Origin of the sequence: Alicyclobacillus pomorum DSM 14955, assembly GCF_000472905.1 — a bacterium.
GTDB lineage: Bacteria > Bacillota > Bacilli > Alicyclobacillales > Alicyclobacillaceae > Alicyclobacillus_A > Alicyclobacillus_A pomorum.
In genome coordinates, this window is sequence record NZ_AXAR01000011.1 from 1 (window position 1) to 21,938 (window position 21,938).

The following is a 21,938-nucleotide window of genomic DNA, read 5'->3' on the forward strand; positions in this document are numbered from 1 at the left end:
GACCGGAGTCTCCGCCCCGAGACAGCTCAACTATGTTACCACATTCCACTCATTCAAGTAAAGCGGAAATGTTTGGTTTTGCTGCCCTGCCGCTTCACTTGTTCTCCAAGCGACGTCGACCAATATAGCACGAATCTCTCTTGGAGATCCACCGGAAATTGTTTCCGGCATTCGCACATAGTACGCCATACCTTGCTCAAGGACTGGTGAGCTCTGACGTAGGCATCGCAACGGTTGCACAGTTGGCCTGTCATGCCAACACCAACGTGACGTGTCGGCACAGAAGGCCAACTGTCCATGAAAACGGTCCATGAACTGGAACAAGATTGAACAGTCGTTCTCGTGAGGGATAAAGTAGAGGTCACACACTCTATATTTCTGTGCTGCAGGGACGAAGATCAACACGATGAAGATCAAAAATAGACCTGGGGTTCATTCACATCTCTTTTTGACGTCTTGACTGGACGATGACTGTTCGAATTTCAATCCATCAAGAAACTCAAGGATCTTGCCATTGAACTCATCCGGTTGCTCCAGTTTTGCCATGTGTCCTGCGCAATGGAGAATGACCATTTGTGAGCTAGGGATAAGGTAGTGCATCATCACCTGCCCCCACAACGGCGTTAGCAGGTCGTAATCACTGGCAAGGATTAATGTGGGCACCTTGATTTGCGGCAACAGCTCGGTATTGTCAACTTGCAAACAAGCTTCCAGCGTCTGACGATAGGTGCTTGCATTGAGCTCCATGGCATGTTGAAAGCGCTCGAGGGTCTCGCGCTTCCAATCGACCAGGCATGTAGCCGCCGCCAGTGACATCCGCCACTCTGGTGGAAGGAAGTTGGCGCGCCACGTCCACAACTGGTAGAGCGGAGCCCGCATCAGCTGCGGAACGCAGAAAAAGGTGTTGACCAGAATGAGAGACCGACAACGATCCGGTGCCATACGGTACATCTCTTGCGCGACGACACCACCCATCGACAATCCGCAAATGTGTGCGCTTTCAACTCCCAGAACGTCCAACAGTTCTAGGGTGTCCCGTGCAAATGCCTCAATTGAAACTTCTTCGGCAGGTGTTGACTGGCCATGACCCGGCAAATCGGGGATGATCAGATCATATGAATTGGCCAGCGCGTACTGGCAGACCCATGCTTCCTTTCGTTCGCCCAGGCCGTGAATCAAAACCAGCGGTTCTCCCGAGCCCATCCTGTCGCAACGGAGTGTCAACTTACGAAGTGTGGCAGTGTACATGAAAAGCACCTCACTTCACAGGTGATGGAATATCCACAAAACAAGATCCGCCGACAAAGGGTCCACCTAACACCCTATTCTCTAAAACTATGTACTGGACGTTCTGGAATTGCTTGTCATTCCTGCGCGACGTTATCTCTTTTTGGTATGTGCTTGTAATGGGTTTGGTCTTGTAAGCCAACAGAAGGCTGGTTACACGAGGATATGGATTCCGCCAAGGAGTTGAATCGCGAGGATGCATGTATCAGCCTAGCGGCCGTGGAGACACATCCGGCCAAGTTCGTTGCGCGATGTACTCTACGCTCAGACCGTCATCATACTCGAGAGCCGTTGATGCAGAGAAAGGCACACTTTGGCTGAAATCATGACTCCGTCAAAAACCATAACCCCACCCTCTGCAGAGATGGCGTGGGGTTCGGTTGAAGAACGTAACCGGAACTGCGAATTGCCGTATTTGCATAGCTCTTGCAAGGGCAAGATCCATCTGAAAGCAGATGGATTCGTTCAGTCTTAGCTGATCATCCTTTCAGAGACTCAAGCCATTCGGCATAGCACGAGTCGCACAATGGTTCATCATGTTCTTCTTCGGTCTCATAAAAGGTCACATAGTGCGCCCTTTGGTCGATGTCATGCTCACAGTAATAACACTTGTCACCCATTTCCCTATGCCTCCTCACCGGATCATCCAGACGAAATTTCGTTTCTAATTTTCCAGGAGGACTGATTCCTTATCCCAAACAGTATCTGGAGAGAACGGATCAACATCACCTACACTGTCGCGCTTCAGGGTTTCTTACACACCGGATCCCGTTGTCCTTCACACCCCTTCACATGAAGCGTCGGCCATCGTCTCAGACGCGAATGAACGCTCCTTTGGGCACCTGAAATAGGTCTAGTGCAGTCCGGAAACCAGGTGTTTGCCCTTCTATAAAAATGGGATTGACTTTGACGTTGCGTAAAGGTTTACAGTTTCGTTGTCGGGAGGTGAACGCATGGAATATACGGTGCAGAAGCTCGCCAAGCTGGCCGGGATTACTACCAGAACCCTTCGGTATTACGACGAGATTGGGCTGCTTAAGCCGGCAAGAATAAACTCCTCCGGATACAGGATCTATGGTCAGGCTGAAGTAGATAGGTTACAGCAAATCCTGTTTTACAGAGAGTTGGGAGTGGACCTGGAAACCATTAAACAAATTGTGACCGCCCCTTCATTCGACAGAGTGAAAGCCCTGAAGGAACACCGGGAGCAACTGCTTGCTAAGAAAAAACAGTTAGATTTGCTGATAACCAATGTTGACAAAACCATTGCGATGACAGAAGGGAGAATAACCATGACCGACAAGGAAAAGTTCGAGGGTTTTAAACAAAAGATGATTGATGACAACGAGAAACAGTATGGGGAAGAAATTCGCAAGAAGTATGGTGACGAAACCGTCAATAAGTCCAACGAAAAATTGTTGAACATGACGCCCGAGGAGTATGAAGAGGTTACGCACCTGGCGAATGAAGTGAAAGCCACTTTAGCTGAGGCTTTTAAAACCGGAGATCCCGCCAGTGATATTGCCCAAAAAGCGGCGGACCTTCATAAGCGATGGTTGACCTACTTTTGGTCTGAGTACAGTAAAGCAGCGCACGCGAGACTTGCCCAAATGTATGTGGATGATGAACGGTTTAAGGCCTATTACGATGAAAAGCAGCCGGGCACGGCACAATTTCTTCGGGATGCCATCCATATCTACACAGGATTCAGGAAGTAAGCGGCCCCTAATGTGTATACATGTGTTGGTGAAACTGTATTTGGTGCATGTAATTTTGGCTAGTGCAACAGGGCCCCCATTCACAAATGGGGGTCCCTGATTACACCGTCGTACGCGCTCAAAATTGGACTATTTATTATTTGTCAACTCATCCCGCTTATCCTTCATGTACGTTAGACTTGCTCACTTTGGGTATCAATCGCCCTCACGGAATACTAGGTTCTGAAATAAACATACTAACAAAAATCAAAAGTGACCCCATAAATTCCATAGGCGTAAGCGTATCTCCCAATGCGAACCAAGCTATCAATGCCGCAAACACGGGTTCCATCGAAAAAATGATGGCAATTTGGGTCGACGATGTATATTTCTGAATCACATTTTGTTCCCAAAGTGCAAACGACGTTCCAAGTATCGCGTTAATCAGTACAGCCCATAAAACCGATGGTTGGAGCCACAGATGAACATTCCACAGTTCATCGGGGTGCTCGAACATGCTACAAATAAAACAGCACAACGCGACGACCAAAATTTCAATCGTCGCAAGAAGCAATGCATGCACATCCGAGCCTGATTTCTCTACAAAGATGATTTGTAGTGCAATCAATGCGGAACAAAGCAGCGTCTCTATATCCCCTACGTTAAATCCATTGAAGTGAACCCCACTGATACATGCCAAACCAACTATGGCAACCAATGTACCTAGCCAAAGTCGAAACGTGGGCTTGGAGCGGAGAAGCGGTATTGAAAGGATGGGTATTAAAACGACATTTAATCCAGTTAAGAAACCGCTCATCGCGGGAGTGATAGTCTGTAATCCCAGAGTTTGAAACGCATATCCCCCAAATAGAAGTACACCTAACAAAATGCCGATAATGATGGCTCGAGGATGAAACGAATTAGGAACACGAGGCGATGCAAGAACGACGATGAACAATACGAGCCCCGCAATCAAGAAACGCATGGAAAGGAACGGGAACACATCTATACTGGCCAACGCGTCTTTCGTGAATGTAAATGTCGCTCCCCAGACAAACGCAATCAGAAGCAAAGTCATATTAGCGAACCATCGCCGTTGAAAAATGGCCATCACAACACCTCCCTTGCCTGGCAGTGCACGAAACGCTTTGAGTTTTGACAAGGTCAGTCATTTTGCTGGTTGAACAAAGAGAATGGCATCTTGAACAAAGTTCTTCTAATGAAACAGCCTGTAGACGGTCACCACGCATTACTTCTCGTACAGTTCCAAAGGTAGTTTGTCAGGGTCCTCGAAGAATGTAAATCGTTTGCCTGTTACGGGGTCAATTCTAATGTCTTCGACATGCACACCCAGTGCCTGTAGTTCTGCGACGGCTTGGTCAATATCATCCACTTCAAACGCGAGGTGTCTCAGACCTAACGCCTCTGGATAACTCGGACGTGGCGGGCGGTTTGGGAACGAGAAGAGTTCAATTTGATCTCCGTTCGTCATTCTCAAATCAAGTTTGTATGAATCTCTTTCTGGACGATATGTTTCCTTCATGATTTCAAAACCGAGAATTTTTGTATAAAATTCTTTGGATATTTCGTAATCGGAACAAATAATTGCCACATGATGGATGCGATTTAGTTTCATTCAGAAAATCCTCCTTTGGAGTGAACCGACCAAGAATGTTTAGGGCTGTCCGTCATTCACAAGAGTCCATAGGAATAGGAATAGCCGGAGTAACCTCCGACGATTCACCTTACGATTCTGTAGAGATTTGCCACCGGACACCAAAGGGATCTTCGAGGCGACCGAACGTCGTTCCCCAAAACATGCGTTGGAACGGCATCAACACCTTCCCACCTTGTGAGAGGTTGTCAAACGCAACTTTAGCCTCTTCTTCGGATGCAAATTCTAATGTAAGATCCATTCCGTTGCCTCGATCAACTGGCTGAGACCCATTGTCAGCCATATAAATTATTTGATTTCCGACCTTGAAAGTTAAATGCATCACGCGATCCTTATCTTCTTCTTTCGCTCCGGGCGCCTCTGCGAATGTTTTCACGTTGAGAATTTCCCCGTTCAATGTCTTCGCATAGAATTCTGCTTGTTTTCTCGCATCTTGGTATGGAAGAGGCGGAACGGCTCTGCGACAGGGTGGCCATGTTCCACCAAGGAGAAGTGATTGCACTTGATTCGCCGAAACGTCTGGTTACGCGGCTTGCGGCGGCCAATTATCTCTCGTTTGAATCGGAAGCGGCTGATATCGCGCTAATCCGAACGCTGCCAGGTGTAGAGCGCGTTGAACGGCACCTCGAGACCGTTCGCGTGTACAGCGCTTCTCTTCAGAATACAGCGTTGCACCTGTTTCAATTGGCGGATGAACATCAGTGGAAAATTGAAGCATTTCGGTTTGAGGTCTGCAGTCTTGACGACTTGTTTGTCTATCTCGTCGACAAGGAGTGTTCCGTATGATAGCGCTGGGACGCTTGGCATCGATGGAAGTGAAGCTATTCTTGCGTGAACCTCATGTTGTTTCTCTCCGGCGCAACATTTCCACTCGAGATGATGCCAGGTTTCATTCAGCACATAGCTAAAGTATTGCCGCTCTACTACGTGATTGATTTGCTGCGACAAACATGGAACTTTTCTCCCATTTGGAAACACGGACTGGACGTCGCTGTGCTCGCTGGTATGTTTGTGGTATTCACGGGGCTTGCCGCGCGCTTCTTTCGTTGGAGCGCGGACTGAGTCAATCCTAAAGCTAGCCATCCGATGAGAGAGAAGAGACGGTCTTCCATGATGACCAGAGGTTTCCGTCTTGTGGATCTGTACAAGGCGATTCAGTACTGAAATCATGATCCGTCTTGCGTCCAGTGAAGACAAGAGACTGGGTCCGACCTCTACAGCCCAAGAAGCCACCTTCTCAGCGACTTCTGCGCCATGTGCCGCACGATTGAGTAATCCAGCTAAACACTTTCCTCATCGATGTGTTATGGACCATAATAACACCTGTGCAGGAGTTTGTGCTACTGAACAATCTGAAAACGAACTTCAGTCTTGATGCACACATGCAGCGTTGAGAACACACCCGGAGGTTGTGCAAAGATGCAAACGACATTGAAACGTAGTGCAGATTTTTATCAAATTATCAAGGAACGTCGTTCCGTGCGATATTATGATCCTTCGGTCAAAATTCCGGATGAAGAAATCAAAGAGATGATTGGGGAAGCCATTCTCGCGCCAAACGGATACAATCTCAACGCGTGGCGGTTTCTCATCATTACCGATCAAGCACTGAAAGAAAAGCTGTACCCGATTGCCTACCACCAGCAACAAGTGCTCGACGCTTCGGCAATCATTGCGGTGATGGGAGATTTGGAGGCATTCTGGCAAGGGGAACGAGTGTATCAAAGAGCGGTGGATGCAGGGTATATGACGGAAGAGGTAAAAAACTCAATCCTCAGTACGATAAAGAACTGGTTCGAATCCAAAACTCAGGAAGACTTGAAAAACACCTTAATGATTGACGCGAGTCTTGCTTCCATGCAACTGATGCTTGCGGCGAAAGCAAGAGGATATGATACGGTTCCAATGTCCGGCTACGATGTGGAACAATTTCGTAAAGTGTTCAACATCCCTGACCGTTATGTCAACGTCATGTTGATTGCGCTGGGCAAAGCAGCGAAACCCGGGTATCCAACCGTACGGTTAGGCGTGGATGAAGTGGTGTTCTGGAACACGATGTCGTAATTGGCCTACGATTGTCTCGCTCCACTCTTCCAAAAGACAAGTCCAATAGATACAGCTGGAACAGAAAACGCCGGTGAACCACGTGGACAATACGGGTTTCCGGCGTATCATGTTCAACATTTCTTTCGTGTGCGCCACATTTTAAGGCCCATTACCGTTGCAATCACGACAATCGCAACGAGGACCAACGGAACAAGATATGGATGCAGCGTCTGTTGATATTGGCTCCATGCCACTTCAATATACTTTCCAACGATGATAAAGCAGCCCGCCCACACCATGGCACTGACGGCGTTGTACAAGGTAAACAATCCAAAGGACATTTTGTTGATTCCGGCAAGGTACGGAATCAACACACGTATGCCTGCGATAAACTTGGCGAACAGAATCACAGACGTACGGTACTTTTCAAACGTTGCATTGGCCTTGTCTAGTCGCTCGTTGGTCAGTCCAACAAACCGTCCGTACCTCACGATGACCGGTCGTCCCACAAATCTCCCTATCGCATATGCCACCGTTGAACCAGCGATGTTGCCTAGCCCCGCAGCCAACAGAAGAGGGATTAAGGAGAAACCTCCTCTCATCCACTCAATGCCGGAAAGCGTCAGAGTGGTCTCTGCTGGGAACGGGATTCCAACCATTTCGAAGAACAATATGACGAATACCCCGACGTATCCGAACTGGTGAATCCATGTTTCCAAACTGAAGTGCACGTTATTGCCCCCTACCCACCATTTTCTTTCGGCGACGTATTTCAAAGGCGACAAGAATGATGATAATCAGCAGCAGCGCCGCCACCGCATAGGTAAAGGGATGCATCACGTGTTTGACGTTTGCCCAATTCTGTCCCAGTTTGTATCCCGCATAGGCTAATGCCGCCACCCATGGTAACGACCCGATAGCGGTAAACACAGTGAATCGAATCACCGGCATTTTTGCGAATCCTGCTGGTAAGGATATGAATGTGCGAACACCAGGCAGGACCCGTCCAATCAGGACAGCCCATTCGCCCCGTTTTTCAAACCAACGCTCGGACATTTGAATATGCTTTTCTGATAGGTGAATCACACGTCCGTAACGTTTCACCAAGGGCCGGCCGCCGACCTTTCCCACGTAATATGCGATGATAGAGCCCACGATATTCCCAAGTGTTCCGAAAAGAATGACCCACCATAGCTGCAAGTGCCCCGTCCAACTTAAATATCCACCAAATGGCATGATAATTTCACTCGGCAGTGGAATGCAGGCACTTTCGAGGATCATTGCGACGAATACACCCAAGTACCCTAATGACTGAATCAAGTGAACAATTGTGTTTTCCAATAATGTGCCACCCCTCTTACGTGTCTCAATGAAAAGACCGTGACTCTCCTAAAAAAGTTCATAGGCATCCATGAACTTTTGAGAAGTTAGGCGTCTCCTTATATACGAGATAGAAAATTCAACGAGGAGTGTATAGTCATTGAACGCATTTGACGTAACCGTTTTTCATGCCGTTAACGGAATGGCAGGACACCATCCCATACTGGATGCCTTGATGCGTTTCTTCGCGCAGTATGCGCTTGAACTGTACGCCATCCTGTTTGTGTTGGCATGGTTCCTGTTGCCAAAGCGGGACATTCAAGGACGCCACGCACTCATCATCTCGGGGTTGTCAGGCGTTCTGGCTCTGTTGATCAATGTTGTCATCTCACATATTTGGTTCCGCTCACGACCTTTTGTCTCCTTACCAAAAGGTACGTTTACGCAACTCATTCCACACAGTGTGGACGCTTCGTTCCCGAGTGACCATGCATCGGGAAGTTTTGGCTTTGCTGCAGCCACTTGGGGAAAGTCAAACCGGTGGATTCGTTACTCGTTTACGGTTCTCGCTGTGGTGGTCGCTTTTTCGCGCATCTATGTAGGTGTGCACTGGCCAACAGACGTACTAGCGAGTTTCGTGGTCGGAACATTTGCTGGCCGGGTGATGTGGCGTTTCTCACAATTCCTGTACCCAATCACGAAGTTTCTTTGCGCTCTTTTCAAGTTTGGGCAAACATCCGTACAAACTGAAACGCATATGTCCTAATAAGGGAAAGCCCTCGCTTGGCGAGGGCTCGTTTCTACAAGTATGAATATACCCTTGTGTCACCCATCAGCGACGCTTCATCATTCTATACATTGAAGCCGTTACCGCACCAATCCCAACCATCCACAGCACCACCATTAACAGGATTCCCACAATTGGTATGTTCATGAGAGCGACACAAGCACCCGCGCCAACAAGGGCGTTCAACCACATGGGCTTACGCACCTTCGCATATGTGCATGCGAGATCTCCCAGCCAGGTGGACACAACAGCCAATCCCAACAGTCCCACAAAGGCGTACAGCAACAACACAATCCCAGCGAGAGGGATTCCTACCTCTGTGATGGCAAGCAGTGCACACATGGAACATACCACTGCCGTAGTTAACAAACCGATGATTCCAGTTCTTCGCACCGAACTTTTGAGGATAGCGAGCGGTGTCGTCATGTGTCTGCCAGCAACAAACGTCAACAATACGGAAATGAACATAAACACAAGTCCCAGTGCTAGCATCATCGCCCACAGTAACAACATGCCTGTGATGCCAAAAAGGGTACCGCCCCAGAATGGGCTATGCAGCGACAGACGATAGATTCCTTCCGCAGTGGACCCCGAATCTTGCGTCACCGTGCCGTTTAAATCCACAACAATTCCGGTGTGCGCTGCTGGTCCAATGTGGACATTCCCATCCATTACCACCAGAATTTCAGAAACATTCCCTAGAACGTTCACGTCGTGTTCTAAAACCAGAAGATCTTCGACCGTGGCACCCTTTGGGATGGTGGTTGTTTCCTTGCGGACAACGTTGTCTAAACGGCGTTCACCCGCAAAACTCATTGGCAGCATGGACAACGTGACCATCATCAAAATAAAGAATACCAAAGTGATTCGAGCGTATCTCTTCATAAGACAGCCTCTTTTTGAATGGAATGAAGCATCCTGCGAATGCCGACCAATGAAATTCCCAAAACCACGAACATGAATGCTCCTACTCCAACAATCCAAACGAGTTGAAGGACAGATGACATCATGAGCAGCCCATGCAGCATGGCTGCCAGCAGGCGAAACACCACGCGAACGAAGCGCCCAATCGGAGATATGATGAGTAGCATCATGCCAAAGAACGCAACTGCCATGCCTGCCAGGTATACCTCGAATAAGTGGCGTGTCTGCCTGCTCCCGCTCATCATCTCAAGGCGCTGTAGGACAGTCGCTTCGATGCCTTCGGGAACATAGAGGCTGTCGAGCAGGGCACGGACACTGCTGCCAACCGCTTGATAGCTCTCCACTACCGACATACATTCTTGGCATTGGTTCAGATGACGTCGCGTGGCCTCCATCTCTTCAGGCACTAATTCTCCATCGATATAAGCAGAAAGACGTTCTTGTGGAATGTGATACTGCACTATGCGTCTCCCCTCTCGTCACTGAGTAACTGACGAAGTTTTGTACGAGCGTTAAACAATCGGGAGCGTACTGTACCCACTGGAACTTCAAGAATTCTAGCCATTTCCTCATAATTGAATCCGTGTAATTCGCGCAGAACAATCACAGCACGATGTTCCGGACTTAATTGGTTCAGTGCATTCTCCACATCAATGCGTATCTGGGTGGAACGATACTCATCCCGTTGAACGTAACCGATGTTACCTTCAAGCGGAGCGGCACGAGACCGATTACTTTTTTCTACCCAGTTGAGCGCAGTTCGTACGGCAGTACGTGCCAACCAGGTCGGGAATGTTTCTGGTTGGCGTAGTCCCTTCAATGATTGATAGACCTTGATGAATGTCTCTTGCGTCACGTCTTCCGCATCAGCGGCATTTCGAAGAATTCCGTACACCGTTCGGTAAACGAAGTTCCGATAATGAGTCACCAAAGTGGAGAAAGATTCGGATCGTCCGCTCATCGCTGCACGGATAAGGGCAACATCGGATTCATTCAAAGACGCCTCACCTCCTCGACGAATCCAGTATCCTCCGCCACACATGAGCAGAATTGACGAGCCCTCAAAAATCCCACGTGTACCCATTGGATACGTCGAGATTCAGTAACGGGCGAAAAAGACCTGAACGGTGTTCATTCCATTCTTTTTAGGCATTTTGAGATGACGTAAACGCCATTATCGTTGCCAGTTTCTGCTCCCTTACTCCCCAGTCCACTTCACTGGGATCCGTGTTTGAGTCGTATCGGTTCGGAGAGAATGCGAAGAGCGTCACTTGATGTGATAAACCCTGCATTTACCATGTTGCGAACCACCTTTCGTTGCCGCTCTTGTGCGAGGGGCAAGGAGTGGAATGGGTCATACGCACTGGGCGCGTTGGGCAACCCGGCGAGCAGTGTTAGCTCTCCGTCGTTCAATTGCTGCGGTCGCATGCCAAAGTACGTTTCGGCGGCGTTGTAGAGCCCATAGGCATTGTGCCCAAAGTAAATGTCGTTGGTATATAGCGCAAAAATCTCCTCTTTCGAGAGCTGTTTGGTCAAGGCGATGGCATCGACTGCCTCGGTGACTTTACGCGACAGGGATTTATCTTGCGATAAGCCCAATGCATTTCGTACCAGCTGTTGCGTAATGGTGGATCCACCTTCCGCAAACTGTCCAGACTGTGCATCAACAAAGGCGGATCGGAGAATGGCCTTTGGATCAATTCCTGGATTTGACATGAAGGTCTGGTCTTCTGTAGCCAGAATGGCATTGCGAAACAAGACGGGAATTTCTTCGTAAGTCAGCATGGTTGAATGCCGAACACGATTCTGTTGCGCCACAGCGTTTCTTACTTCCTGCCCCACAGGACACCCATCTTCCAGGTAATATTCGATAGCAGTCATTCCTACTAGCGCTATGATTGCTGTTGTGACTATCTTTTTCAGTCGACGTTGAAATCGCGTCGCGACCTGTAGCTCTCTTGATTCACGACGGACACTTGCACCCACATTCATCAATATCCCCCCGCACTCAGTTTGTCTCATCCTCATCAGACCTAAAAACTGAATTGTCGCTTGAGAAAGATAAACTGGTGCCGTTTGGTCTGCCTATCCCGTGCGACCATTTCTCCAGCGCCTATGATGGCACAGTCCAATGGATTGGCTGCCACTTCAACGCGCAGCTTGGTCTCCCGTTCGAGTGCCAACCGCACATTGTTCATCAGTGCTCCTCCTCCGGTCAAAACAATCCCTCTGCGGTAGATGTCCGCGGAAAGTTCCGGAGGGGACTTTTCAAGAACGCTTTTTACCCCATTCACCAGTCGGTCTACGACGGGCTGCAGCGCCTGTATCACTTCCCCGTGGGACACTGTGATTGACTTGGGCAACCCGCTTGCCAGGTCGCGTCCGTTAATGTTTGAAGACATGTCTTTATCCGTGTTCGTTGCACGCATTTTTACGTGTTCTGCCGTGTTTTCACCGACCGCAATGTTGTATGCAAGCTTTAAATAGTCTGCAATACACTGATCCATATCGTCCCCGCCGATTCGGAGAGATGTTCCTGTAACAATTCCGCCTAGAGAGAGAACCGCAATGTCCGTCCGTCCGCCCCCGATATGAACCACCATGCTGCCTGTCGGTTCATTCACTGGCAACCCTGCTCCAGCGGCAGCGCTTAACGCACCTTCCACCAGACGTACGTGCTTGGCACCTGCTTGTATGGCCACATCGTGATACGCCTGCCTTTCCACGGGGGTCAGCCCCAATGGGATACACATGGTGAACCGTGGTTTCATGGAAAGTAGGTGACTTGGCTTGGCTCGATTGATAAAGTGCTCCAACATGACGCGCGCCGCTTCAAAGTCATGAATCACTCCACGTTGTATGGGTCTTATCACACGAATTGCCTCTGGTGCTTTGCCTATCATTTTTCTTGCTTGTTCGCCTGCTGATTCCAACTCACCCGTTCGTCTCAGTGCGACGACGGACGGTTCTTGAAGCACAAGTCCTTTTCCCGGAAGGTACACTCGTGTGTTGGAAGTTCCAGAATCGATAGTCAGACTTGCCTGTTTTACAGCCATCGCCGATGCGCGCCTCCATGGTAATATCCGGAGAACGAACATTTCTCCTTGTATTTGAGATGAGTCTTAAGATTGCATTCGTAATATAGACCGAGATGCAACGTGAAAAGTTCATTTGTTCAGGATGAAAACGCAGAATCTTGCCGTGATGCGCTATGCCTAAGAACCACGCGCTATGATCACTGTACGAGCAACGTTGTGGCGGTTACGATTGCCAGACGGATGAGGGGAATGTATACTTGCCACAGTGATGCGCGGTGGTTGACTTTGGTTCACAAGGTTGGGGGAATGACGTGGTCACGCCTGATGCTACAGCGTTTAAATCTAAGGTATGGACAATCTCCACACTCTTGGTTGTGGTTGTTGTGGTTACGTTATTTTTGTATTTGGACAGGCACGACGCGCTTTCTCAAGTGCTTCGCTCCTGGGGCGTGGTTGGTGTTATGGCCGCCATCTTGGTCATGGCCATGACATGTGTCACACCGCTACCTGCCGAAGGGCTACTTGTACTTTACATGAAAATATATGGCGCTTGGTGGGGTGCCTTTTATTCGTGGATTGGAGCCATACTCAGTTCTCTCGTCGTCTTTGTTGCTGCACGGTATGTGGGGACGCCGATATTGCGGTCGGTGGTCACGCCTGACCGGTTTCATCAAGTGGACCGTTGGGTGAAGGAGAAAGGCACATCGGGTCTTTTGTTCGCGCGCCTCCTCCCACTCCCAGGATTCATCATCAGCTATGTCGTGGGAACCATACCTTCCGTACGATTATGGTCATACATATGGACAGGCGCCGTTTCCATCATGCCCTATTATATCGCTACCGCACTCATTTTTCTCGGTATATCACGTCGCTTGGTTTGGTGGCTGACACTCGGTAGCCTGGCCATCGTGATGTTCTGGGGTGTTACGTACGTTGTAAAGAAAAGGTCCATCAAATGACGTGAGTTCGGGCGCGGCGACAACACGCGCCCGCTGCTTGTCCCTCTCGTGATGCATCGTTACTTCACCTGACTGTACTGTGGCGATTGCGTTGCGTGTTGGTGTACCTGACCAAGCACATATTCAGCAATCACGTCAGATGCATCAGGGTGTGCCAATGAAGCACACACCTCTTTCATTCGCGCAATTTCACTCCAAAAAGTCCTGTTGGTCAGGATATCTATGAGATCCCTCTCGTTGCGAACCACTTTTCCCGCTCCCATTCGTTCGAGAAAGTCAGCGTTATCCGCTTCCTGCCCGGGTTGTGGACGATAAAAAATCATGGGACATTGTGAAACCAAGCACTCACTGACGGTGACGCCACCGGCTTTCACGACGGCGAGTGACGCTCCGCGAAATAACTCCGCGACATTGTCGACGTACGGTAAAGCACGCAGTCGCCGACATCCCGGAATCAACGTCTCAATCCGACGGAGCATGGCAGTATTTCGACCGCACATCACGTACACGTCAACGGTGGGTAACTTCGTAAGTATGGTTTGTATCACGTTCTCCAAGTCTGGAAATAGCCCACGTCCGCCTGTAGCGAACAGTATGTACGGGGTGTCGGGATGTGTCGGTGCGTTGTGATTCATCACAAATTGGTTGCGGATTGGGATTCCAGAATCAATGATTTTCGCGCCACTTGAAACGAACGCTTCCATGTCCGATTTCATGGCAGAATGAGGGATAAAATATGCATCTACGTTCGGATGAAACCAATGGCTATGCACGCTAAAGTCTGTTATCACTGCACCGATAAAGGGTTTGACATGCTGCCGAGGCACGAATTCTACCCCATGATCTGGAAATAACTGCAGCACGATGTCCGGTTGGTACAGTTTCAGGGCACGAACAAACGCCTTGCGGGAAAACAAGGAAAGCCATTTCCAAAGTACATGATTCGGACTTAAGTTCGCCGTTTTTCTATAAATGAACCCATACAACGCCGGGAAATACCGGGTCGTTACTTCATACAGCCACTGGTTCACCTTGGCAAGAAAGAGATTGGTATTTTCAAAACAGTCAACCTCAAAGACAGTGACGTCCCTCTGGATAAACGACTCGCGTAGAGCATTTGCCACCTGCCGATGCCCATCTCCAAAGCCCGCAGACAGCAGTAACACCCTCGTCATTGGAATCCCAGCAAATATTGGATAGATGAATGACCAGCCGTCCGCAAGGAGATGACTTCTTTCAATGTACGACGGAACGGAAACAGCAAATCTGGACTCGCGAGTTGCAGCATGCAAAACACTCTCCGTTATTATCATGGGCTACATGTAGAGCACACAGTTTGAGCGACCATCGAAGGTCTGACACTATCACTATATAGACAAGAACAATATGAAAAAAGTTCACGCAGGAACAATTGGAACATGATACCAGATTGCTTCACTACGACGAGATGCGCCTTGCGTGTACATGTGACGACGCCCACTGTATCTACGGCGGGCGTCGTGTAGACACTTCTACCAATCGGATACCTTTGAAAAATCATATCCCTGACTTCTGAGATGTTCAATGAGTTTAGGTAACATCTCAATCACTGCATTGGGCGCCCCATGTTCACTTCCGAACGTTTCATCGCTATCATGCAAGACGATAATGGCGCCAGGATGTAGCTTGCGTAGAATTCTATTCATCAGCGTTTCCCAGGTCGTTTTACGCCAATCCCCAACGATAACCGACCACGTAACCAGCTTGTGTTTGGTTTTGTGTAGCCATGCAAGGACGACCCAATTACAAAGCCCCCACGTGGGGCGGTACAACGACGTCCTGATTCCGAAAACCTGATGCAGAGCTTGTGCTGAATCACGCAGTTGCTTCCGGCTGCGGCTGGGCAGCAGCAAGGGTACACAAGCATGCGTATATCCATGCACTTGTATCTCGTGTCCTTCTCGCATCATCCGGTGAATGATGTTGGGATATTTCAGTGCCTTTTCTGCAATGACAAAGAACGTCGCTTTCACTCCTGCGTCTTTCAGAACATCAAGCACCCTTGGAGTATAGCGTGGATCCGGACCATCATCAAAGGTCAAAGCGACGGACCGTGTTGCAGGTCCTCTCCAAACACAGTGCCAGTGGAATACGCGGACAAACACATTGGGCAGGATGGAATAGATGACGAACAGCACGACAAGACAACATATGGTAATCCACAGAATTTGCACTGAAGTCAACATCCTTCTTTAAAAAATCATTGCTCCCTTCGCCTGAAGGCACAGAACAATGTGTGATACGAGGGCTATGACCACTCCAAGAAGAACGCCTCCAACCACCTCCGCCGGTGTGTGCCCCTGCCTTTGCCAATGACGAAACCGCCGGAATACGTGAGGTTTGATATCCACTCCGGCTTCGTGTAACTGGGCAATTAACTCGTGAAGAATCAGTGCGTGCTCCCCCGCTTGTCGTCGAACCCCGATTGCGTCATAGATTACCACGATGGACGAAACAAATGACACAGCAAACCAAGGTGAAGACCATCCATAAAAGAACAAGCAGCTCGTTGTCAGTGTACACATCAGCGCGGTGTGAGAACTCGGCATGCCACCGGTAACGAGAAACCGACTCCATTTCCATTCCTTATGATACCATCGATAAGCGATAACTTTGTATAACTGCGCAACGACCATCGCCAATATGGAAGAAAACAATAGTACCTGACCATGCAAAACAGGTCTCTCCCTTACTTACGTTCAGCGATTTCCGACAGCCAACTGTACCTACTCACTCGCTGCAGGAATCCAGGTATGAATCGGAGTTTCTACATCCATCAATAACTCTGGGTGCAGTAAGAGTTGTGCGATACGGTTGGATGCTTTTGAAGTATCACGGTTTGCGGTGCCCAGATGGAACTTTGCTCTTTGTTCTCTCTCTGCGACAAATTCGGACATGATTCTTTCGGCGTCCGCCAAAGAATAAAACAATTGCGCTGCGCCGCGTTTCACTGCGTAACAAGCATTTGCGTATTCTTGTCCAGGAATGGGACGAAACAACAGCATGGGGAGTCCCAGACTGAATGCTTCTGTCATGGTCAGTCCACCCGCTTTCGTAACCAGCATGTCCGCCATGGCCATCCACTGTTCGATGTTTGGCACGTACCCAAACACCCGCACGTTGTTGGACTCTAAATCACGGAGTTGGTGATATAATCTTTGATTCTTTCCGCACACAATCACAAACTGCGCATCGACGCGCTTTGTGATACGTTCCCACATCGACGCTGTACCAATGATTCCTTCACCTCCCCCCATGACCAGAAATAAAGGCTTGTTTCCATCGATGCCGTTTTTGAGGCGCAGTTGCAGTCTTCGAGAGGGGTCATCTCGAACTTCTTGCATTTCGTTGAACACCTTACGAATAGGTAGACCCGTTACATGGATTTTACGAGCGGGAACCCCCATACGTTGTAATTCTCGACCGACTTCTTCGCATGCAACGCAATATAAATCGACATTTGGATGGACCCAATGTCCATGCACAGTATAATCTGTAATGACTTCCACATTTGGAACTGATGTCATCCCACGCGCGCGCAACTCAGAGACTATTCCTACTGACGTGGGATGCGTGCTACAGACCACATCAGGTTGGAATGACTGGAGAATCGACGATATCTTTCTTCTTCCTAGCCGAAATAATTGCCTCTCGACAAATGACTTGGACCGGTTTGTGGACAATGCATCGTACATCACGCCGTACAACCATGGAGCTTTCTTGAGCACTTGTAAGAAGACGCGCGTCACAATCGGACGGACAGACGGATGAAGGAGTTTGACTAAATCGACCACCTTCACCACCGCTCCTCTTTCTTCCAACATTTCCTTTACGGCATGGCAAGCCTGGTTGTGTCCACTACCGAAGGACGCTGTAAACAGTAGTACTCTAGGCATTTTCTCCTGCCTCCCAATCCGCTCCCAAATCGTCAGTATCTTTTCTATGTGAGCTATGATTCTCGGATCCGAAGCACATGGCTCCGGTATCCGCGATGGATACCAAGGTTCGACACATTATATAGACAAGTGTGACGCATAAAAAGTTCACATGCAATAAAATTACGAGCGTCTGAATCGTGGTGGATTGACCCAGCATGTCGTTGTCCTAGAGTAGACGAAGCGAGTTTCGGACTTTCTCGACAACCTGAATAACAAAGAGTGACAGGAGCATGCTCCTGTCACTCGGTGACAATCTTTATATTGAAAATAGTTTACTCCACGTCAAAGGTCCGACGATGCCATCCACCGTGAGTCCATCGGCCTTTTGAAATGCGCGGACTGCATTCAGTGTGTTCGTACCAAAAATTCCATCTACGGTGCCAGAAGGATAGCCTAGGCGGTTCAATTGATACTGAACTTCCTCCACAAAAGGTCCATGACTGCCATATCGAACCACACTTCCCGGATAACTTACCCATTTCAGTGCGCTGAAAGAAATCCACCCGTTATCCGCTGCATCAAAATACCACGCATTGGTACCGCCAACCATCTGCCCCTCCGTCACTTGCGTAAACCGTACCGTGTGGTTGCCTGGCAGAGTTTTTACGGTGGGATAAGGTGTTGCGGGTCCTGTTCGGACACGAGCTCCAACGGAGACGGTTTCACCACTATAGTTCCCGTTATAAGTGGAGCTATTTGTCGCTTGTTGGGGTGCAGTCTTTTCGGTTGTGATGGCTTCTGCGTGACCTTGAGTTGATGTCGCGGCAAACGCTGTCAGCGGGAAGCTGGTCAATGCACAAGCAGTGGCGAACGTCAGCAACTTTTTCCTCATGAATAACGCCTCCTCGGTCGCATCAAATCAGTGCCGGCGCGATTCTCGTTCACATCAGCGAATGATTTGCCATTCAACGGCACCAACTGATTAGACGGAGGAGCCGCGGTCAGTGTTTCACAGTTTCAAGGGATAGATGTCGTGTTCTCATCCCGCGCCAGGAAATTCAGCATTTCTTGCTGGAACCTGCTTGTTCCATGTTCCAAGTCCTGCTCCAAAATTTGGCGCAGCCTGGCCGCCGCAGCCGGATCCGTTCCTGAAGTGGAAATCGCGACTTGTAAGGCACCCAGACGGGTGCTGGCCGGCACCGTCAACGTACACGAGGCGGGATGGTCGACGACGTTCACCAACTTGCCAGCGTGCTCAGCTTCTTCCCAGACCACGCGATTGACCTGCCTGTCATTCGTCGCGGCAAAAACCAGCCAGGCATCAGAGACATCGCCTGGCGCGTATGGCCGACGCACCCACTCTACTTGCCCCTCTTCGGCCCATCGTTGCACCTGCGACCGAACCTCCGGGCTGATGACCCGGACACAAGCCCCGCAATCCAACAGTTTCTTGATTTTTCGTTCTGCCACTTTGCCGCCGCCAACCACAACACACAGTCGATTGCGGAGATTCAAAAAAGCGGCATAATACGTCGGTGACTCTGTCACATACGAGCCTCCTTTGTGGCGTTTGCGTCGCCCTCAGCGAAATATCGAGCAAGGGCAATCATCATACTCCCCATTCGTTCTTCTTTTGGCCAGACCACTTGTGTGATGCCTTCGGTCCGCAACGCCTCCGCTGTCACTTTTCCAACGGCCACAGGGATAACCCGTGAAAACGCCGCAACCAGTGCGTCTTTGCACTGTCGACTGCGCGCGTATTCCATGAGGAATCGTACCTGGGGCGTGCTCGTAAACGTGACAGCGTCCACCTTCGCTTCGAGTATTTCCCGGAGGAGTACTTCAAGCGTAGCCGTTTCTGGAGGAACGTGTCGGTACGGCATGATCTCTGCCACGTAGGAAGCCCGATACCGCAGTACGTCAACCAGCTCTGGAGCAGGTTCTCCATGCAGTTGCAATGCCACAGTCTTGTTGGACAGCCCTGTGCGCTCCATCCCCGTCAACAGGCTGGCGGTTGTGCCGTCCTCATCACGGACTGTGGCATCAATGCCGATGGATTTGAGATACCGCGCTGTCTTGTACCCGCGTACAGCGATATGAGCCTGGCGCAACGCCGCCAGAAATTGTGTCTCTTGATGAGACGACTGCGCGCTTTGGTGCAACAGCTCCACGCCGATTCCCGTCGTGAAAATCATCCAATCAAACGGTTGACCGAGAAGTTTTTGCAATTCGCCTCGCACATGGTCTGGGTCTGCTTTGACAACCCCCTGAAGTGGCCGCAGAACAGCTGTGCCTCCCAGTTTTTCCACCAGTGTACGAAGTTCCTCCGTCTTTCGTGTCCCCGTGAGGACGACCGTTTTCCCGTGCAACCCTTCCACAGGACATTCCTCCGTTCTTCCCATTCGTTTGTGTCTCCAAGTCCTTCCCCATTGCACCGTGATGGCTTCTTCGGCATCATATACAACGAATATCTGAGGAGGGACTTGTCTGTTGAATCATCTGCTTTTTGTCCGACACGCCGTGACGGCGGATAACCTGGCATATCGATTTATTGGCCGGCGGGATACCTCCTTGCATCCGCTCGGGTTTGAACAGGCGGAGTGTCTTGCAACCCGGCTTCAGACGCAACCGATATCGTACATCGTCTCCAGTCCACTCCAGCGGGCCTGGCAAACAGCGACAGCCATTGCGGACAAACAGGGAGCATGCCCCGTTCTCCAGGATGACCGCCTGGCCGAAATCGATCTCGGCATCATGGACGGTCTTTCCATGTTTACCGCGTATGAGCAATACAAAGAATTGATTGATCACGCATTGGACGAACACGTGTCGGATTTTGCATTCCCGGGTGGTGAGCGCCGAAGTCACGCACTTCGCAGGATGATGGCTGCCATTCAAGACATCGTGCAACGGCCGGGTACCGGCACCGTCTGCGTGGTGACACACGGAGCGATGCTTGGGCTGTGGCGCTGTCATCTGGAGAACCACCCGCTGGGCGCGTTTCAGAAATGGCAACCTAGCCACGCCAGCATTTCTGAAGTCGTCTTCCCTTCTACGGATTCGCCACAGGTAGTACGTTGGAGTGACACTGCACATCTACCCGAATCGCTCACTCGCTCTATCCAACAGGTCCGAGAACGTCTGCCATAACGTTCGATTTTCGGCTTCCGTCCGCAGCGCTATGCGGATATACGCAGGACCGAGGAAGCGAAATGACTCGCAGTTGCGTACATAGAGTCCGCGGCGACGCAGTTCTCTCTGAATCAACAGACTGAGATCCTCACTTTTCAACCGGATTAAAAAGAAGTTTACATCAAACGGAAACATTCGGATACGCGCATCGGCTCCCCACGTGCTGTGCGCAAAGGCGTGCGCTTGTGCGAGCCACCGGTACGTTTGGACAAGCCACGACGGCTCCTGGTAAGCCGCCGCTACTGCGACTTGTGCCAGCGCATTGACGCTCCACCCGTCCCGGTTTGCGTTCACACGTTGCGCCATATCGGGATGCAGTACGGCGAACCCGAAACGCAGACCTGGAATAGCGAAAATTTTAGTAGCAGAGCGAATGGTGTGCCACCGCGGATTGTGCACAGATTCACACATTCCTGACTCTACTTCATCGCGCTCCATGAAGTCGAGGAACGATTCGTCCACCAGGACGTGTACCCCGCGTTTCGTCCAGGACCGGGCCGCGTCAAACCAACTGGATTTGGGAAAGTGGCGGCCCGAAGGGTTGTGTGGCGTATTGATGACCACCATGTCGCCTTCCGAAACCCACTCCGACAATGCTGCCAGCGGCAGTGTAAACGCATCATCTTGTCTGAGTGTACAGTGCATAATGTGCGATCCGCATCGCCGCGCGATGGCTTCGTATTCCCCAAATGCCGGCTCCAAGATCCACGTCCGCTGTGGTTTGACTGTGCGGAAAACGAGCTCCATCACCTCTGATGCGCCGTTTCCACAGACCAGGCTTTCTGTCGGTACGTTGAAGCGCTCTGACAACACTTCCTTCACACGACGCTGTCGCTCGTCCGGGTAGTGTTGAATGAGCGGCAGTGCAGATTGGACGGCCTCTAGCACCGATGCCGGCGGTCCACACGGGTGAAGATTCGCGCTGAAATCCAGTATGGATTCTACCGGGATACCATCGCTTTCTGCATACGCATAGATTCTGCCCCCGTGCACAGAACCTCCTCCTTCTTTATGGTCGCACTGTGAATCTGGGTGACTGCCGTGAGCCACACGCACATGTCAAGGTCGTGCCTGTGCGGTGTTTTGGTGTGGGCAT

General features: G+C 50.1%; 26 protein-coding genes. 7 read left to right on the forward strand and 19 right to left on the reverse strand.

Translation table 11 applies throughout. From position 1 onward, the window contains the following. Window positions 1-432: 432 nt before the first annotated feature. A complete protein-coding gene (locus YWK_RS19635) occupies window positions 433-1,248 on the reverse strand; it encodes an alpha/beta fold hydrolase (RefSeq protein ID WP_051375522.1) in 816 nt (271 codons plus the stop codon). 992 nt (window positions 1,249-2,240) lie between these two features. Between YWK_RS19635 and YWK_RS0111695 the strand changes: the two genes are divergently transcribed. Next, window positions 2,241-3,005 (forward strand): MerR family transcriptional regulator, encoded by a 765-nt coding sequence (locus YWK_RS0111695; protein WP_026964947.1) that lies wholly within the window; start codon window positions 2,241-2,243, stop codon window positions 3,003-3,005. Window positions 3,006-3,210: 205 nt separating this feature from the next. Here the strand turns inward: YWK_RS0111695 and YWK_RS0111700 are convergent, their stop codons facing one another. From YWK_RS0111700 to YWK_RS19640, 3 genes are all read right to left on the reverse strand, one after another. Next, on the reverse strand, window positions 3,211-4,095 hold the full coding sequence (locus YWK_RS0111700; RefSeq protein WP_051375523.1) for a DMT family transporter: 885 nt from the start codon (window positions 4,093-4,095) through the stop codon (window positions 3,211-3,213). A gap of 138 nt (window positions 4,096-4,233) precedes the next feature. Further along, the gene (gloA2, locus tag YWK_RS0111705) at window positions 4,234-4,620 is read right to left on the reverse strand and encodes an SMU1112c/YaeR family gloxylase I-like metalloprotein (RefSeq protein WP_026964949.1); all 387 of its coding nucleotides are present in this window, start codon (window positions 4,618-4,620) and stop codon (window positions 4,234-4,236) included. 109 nt (window positions 4,621-4,729) lie between these two features. Next, window positions 4,730-5,161, reverse strand: coding sequence for a VOC family protein (locus YWK_RS19640; RefSeq protein WP_051375524.1), 432 nt, complete (start codon window positions 5,159-5,161; stop codon window positions 4,730-4,732). Between YWK_RS19640 and YWK_RS19645 the strand changes: the two genes are divergently transcribed. The 3 genes from YWK_RS19645 to YWK_RS0111725 all read left to right on the forward strand — a co-directional run bounded on the left by YWK_RS19645 (window position 5,056) and on the right by YWK_RS0111725 (window position 6,723). Further along, entirely contained in the window at window positions 5,056-5,445 is a 390-nt protein-coding gene (locus YWK_RS19645) for an ATP-binding cassette domain-containing protein (RefSeq protein WP_169727174.1), read from the forward strand. The two genes, YWK_RS19640 and YWK_RS19645, sit on opposite strands and share 106 nt — an antisense overlap. A 54-nt stretch (window positions 5,446-5,499) precedes the next feature. Beyond that, window positions 5,500-5,721 (forward strand): ABC transporter permease, encoded by a 222-nt coding sequence (locus YWK_RS0111720; RefSeq protein WP_084453682.1) that lies wholly within the window; start codon window positions 5,500-5,502, stop codon window positions 5,719-5,721. A gap of 357 nt (window positions 5,722-6,078) precedes the next feature. Beyond that, window positions 6,079-6,723 carry a nitroreductase family protein gene (locus tag YWK_RS0111725; protein ID WP_026964951.1) on the forward strand — a complete coding sequence of 215 codons (645 nt, stop codon included), beginning with the start codon at window positions 6,079-6,081 and terminating at the stop codon, window positions 6,721-6,723. A 113-nt stretch (window positions 6,724-6,836) separates the two neighbouring features. Here YWK_RS0111725 and YWK_RS0111730 read toward each other — a convergent pair whose 3' ends face one another. Then, window positions 6,837-7,436: a DedA family protein gene (locus YWK_RS0111730; protein WP_026964952.1), complete on the reverse strand. Its 600-nt coding sequence runs from the start codon at window positions 7,434-7,436 to the stop codon at window positions 6,837-6,839. A 1-nt stretch (window position 7,437) separates the two neighbouring features. Beyond that, on the reverse strand, window positions 7,438-8,046 hold the full coding sequence (locus YWK_RS0111735) for a DedA family protein (RefSeq protein ID WP_245578606.1): 609 nt from the start codon (window positions 8,044-8,046) through the stop codon (window positions 7,438-7,440). A gap of 139 nt (window positions 8,047-8,185) precedes the next feature. Here YWK_RS0111735 and YWK_RS0111740 point away from each other — a divergent pair, with 139 nt between their 5' ends. Beyond that, complete coding sequence (locus YWK_RS0111740; RefSeq protein WP_026964954.1) at window positions 8,186-8,791, forward strand: undecaprenyl-diphosphatase; 606 nt, start codon at window positions 8,186-8,188, stop codon at window positions 8,789-8,791. A gap of 66 nt (window positions 8,792-8,857) precedes the next feature. Here the strand turns inward: YWK_RS0111740 and YWK_RS0111745 are convergent, their stop codons facing one another. From YWK_RS0111745 to mreB, 5 genes are all read right to left on the reverse strand, one after another. Then, entirely contained in the window at window positions 8,858-9,697 is an 840-nt protein-coding gene (locus YWK_RS0111745) for a DUF8173 domain-containing protein (RefSeq protein WP_026964955.1), read from the reverse strand. Next, window positions 9,694-10,197 (reverse strand): anti-sigma factor family protein, encoded by a 504-nt coding sequence (locus tag YWK_RS19650; protein ID WP_035466831.1) that lies wholly within the window; start codon window positions 10,195-10,197, stop codon window positions 9,694-9,696. Before YWK_RS19650 ends, YWK_RS0111745 begins: the two co-directional genes overlap by 4 nt. Continuing rightward, complete coding sequence (locus YWK_RS0111755; protein ID WP_026964956.1) at window positions 10,197-10,733, reverse strand: RNA polymerase sigma factor; 537 nt, start codon at window positions 10,731-10,733, stop codon at window positions 10,197-10,199. The genes YWK_RS19650 and YWK_RS0111755 overlap by 1 nt, the downstream gene beginning before the upstream one ends. Window positions 10,734-10,951: 218 nt before the next feature. Beyond that, window positions 10,952-11,554: a biosynthetic peptidoglycan transglycosylase gene (locus tag YWK_RS19655; RefSeq protein WP_211231403.1), complete on the reverse strand. Its 603-nt coding sequence runs from the start codon at window positions 11,552-11,554 to the stop codon at window positions 10,952-10,954. Between the two features lie 215 nt (window positions 11,555-11,769). Next, window positions 11,770-12,792 (reverse strand): rod shape-determining protein, encoded by a 1,023-nt coding sequence (gene mreB / locus YWK_RS19660; protein ID WP_084453667.1) that lies wholly within the window; start codon window positions 12,790-12,792, stop codon window positions 11,770-11,772. A gap of 293 nt (window positions 12,793-13,085) precedes the next feature. Between mreB and YWK_RS0111770 the strand changes: the two genes are divergently transcribed. Next, window positions 13,086-13,733, forward strand: a complete 648-nt coding sequence (locus YWK_RS0111770; protein WP_026964957.1) for a TVP38/TMEM64 family protein — start codon at window positions 13,086-13,088, stop codon at window positions 13,731-13,733. A gap of 59 nt (window positions 13,734-13,792) precedes the next feature. Here the strand turns inward: YWK_RS0111770 and YWK_RS19665 are convergent, their stop codons facing one another. The 7 genes from YWK_RS19665 to YWK_RS0111805 form a co-directional block, all read right to left on the reverse strand. Then, on the reverse strand, window positions 13,793-14,908 hold the full coding sequence (locus YWK_RS19665; protein WP_169727176.1) for an MGDG synthase family glycosyltransferase: 1,116 nt from the start codon (window positions 14,906-14,908) through the stop codon (window positions 13,793-13,795). Window positions 14,909-15,244: 336 nt separating this feature from the next. Then, window positions 15,245-15,946 (reverse strand): polysaccharide deacetylase family protein, encoded by a 702-nt coding sequence (locus tag YWK_RS0111780; RefSeq protein WP_245578607.1) that lies wholly within the window; start codon window positions 15,944-15,946, stop codon window positions 15,245-15,247. An 18-nt stretch (window positions 15,947-15,964) separates the two neighbouring features. Then, window positions 15,965-16,447, reverse strand: a complete 483-nt coding sequence (locus tag YWK_RS22880; protein ID WP_051375528.1) for a divergent PAP2 family protein — start codon at window positions 16,445-16,447, stop codon at window positions 15,965-15,967. 51 nt (window positions 16,448-16,498) lie between these two features. Next, on the reverse strand, window positions 16,499-17,668 hold the full coding sequence (locus YWK_RS19675; RefSeq protein WP_051375529.1) for an MGDG synthase family glycosyltransferase: 1,170 nt from the start codon (window positions 17,666-17,668) through the stop codon (window positions 16,499-16,501). A 298-nt stretch (window positions 17,669-17,966) separates the two neighbouring features. Then, the gene (locus tag YWK_RS22505; protein ID WP_026964959.1) at window positions 17,967-18,542 is read right to left on the reverse strand and encodes a peptidoglycan-binding domain-containing protein; all 576 of its coding nucleotides are present in this window, start codon (window positions 18,540-18,542) and stop codon (window positions 17,967-17,969) included. Window positions 18,543-18,667: 125 nt separating this feature from the next. Continuing rightward, on the reverse strand, window positions 18,668-19,198 hold the full coding sequence (locus YWK_RS19680; RefSeq protein ID WP_051375530.1) for a precorrin-2 dehydrogenase/sirohydrochlorin ferrochelatase family protein: 531 nt from the start codon (window positions 19,196-19,198) through the stop codon (window positions 18,668-18,670). Continuing rightward, window positions 19,195-20,052 (reverse strand): uroporphyrinogen-III synthase, encoded by an 858-nt coding sequence (locus YWK_RS0111805; RefSeq protein ID WP_035466832.1) that lies wholly within the window; start codon window positions 20,050-20,052, stop codon window positions 19,195-19,197. Before YWK_RS0111805 ends, YWK_RS19680 begins: the two co-directional genes overlap by 4 nt. An 88-nt stretch (window positions 20,053-20,140) precedes the next feature. Here YWK_RS0111805 and YWK_RS0111810 point away from each other — a divergent pair, with 88 nt between their 5' ends. Next, window positions 20,141-20,800 (forward strand): histidine phosphatase family protein, encoded by a 660-nt coding sequence (locus YWK_RS0111810; RefSeq protein WP_026964961.1) that lies wholly within the window; start codon window positions 20,141-20,143, stop codon window positions 20,798-20,800. On the opposite strand, the gene YWK_RS0111815 is transcribed toward YWK_RS0111810, so the two are convergent. Then, window positions 20,747-21,835, reverse strand: a complete 1,089-nt coding sequence (locus YWK_RS0111815; protein ID WP_026964962.1) for a pyridoxal phosphate-dependent aminotransferase — start codon at window positions 21,833-21,835, stop codon at window positions 20,747-20,749. The two genes, YWK_RS0111810 and YWK_RS0111815, sit on opposite strands and share 54 nt — an antisense overlap. Between the last annotated feature and the right edge of the window lie 103 nt (window positions 21,836-21,938).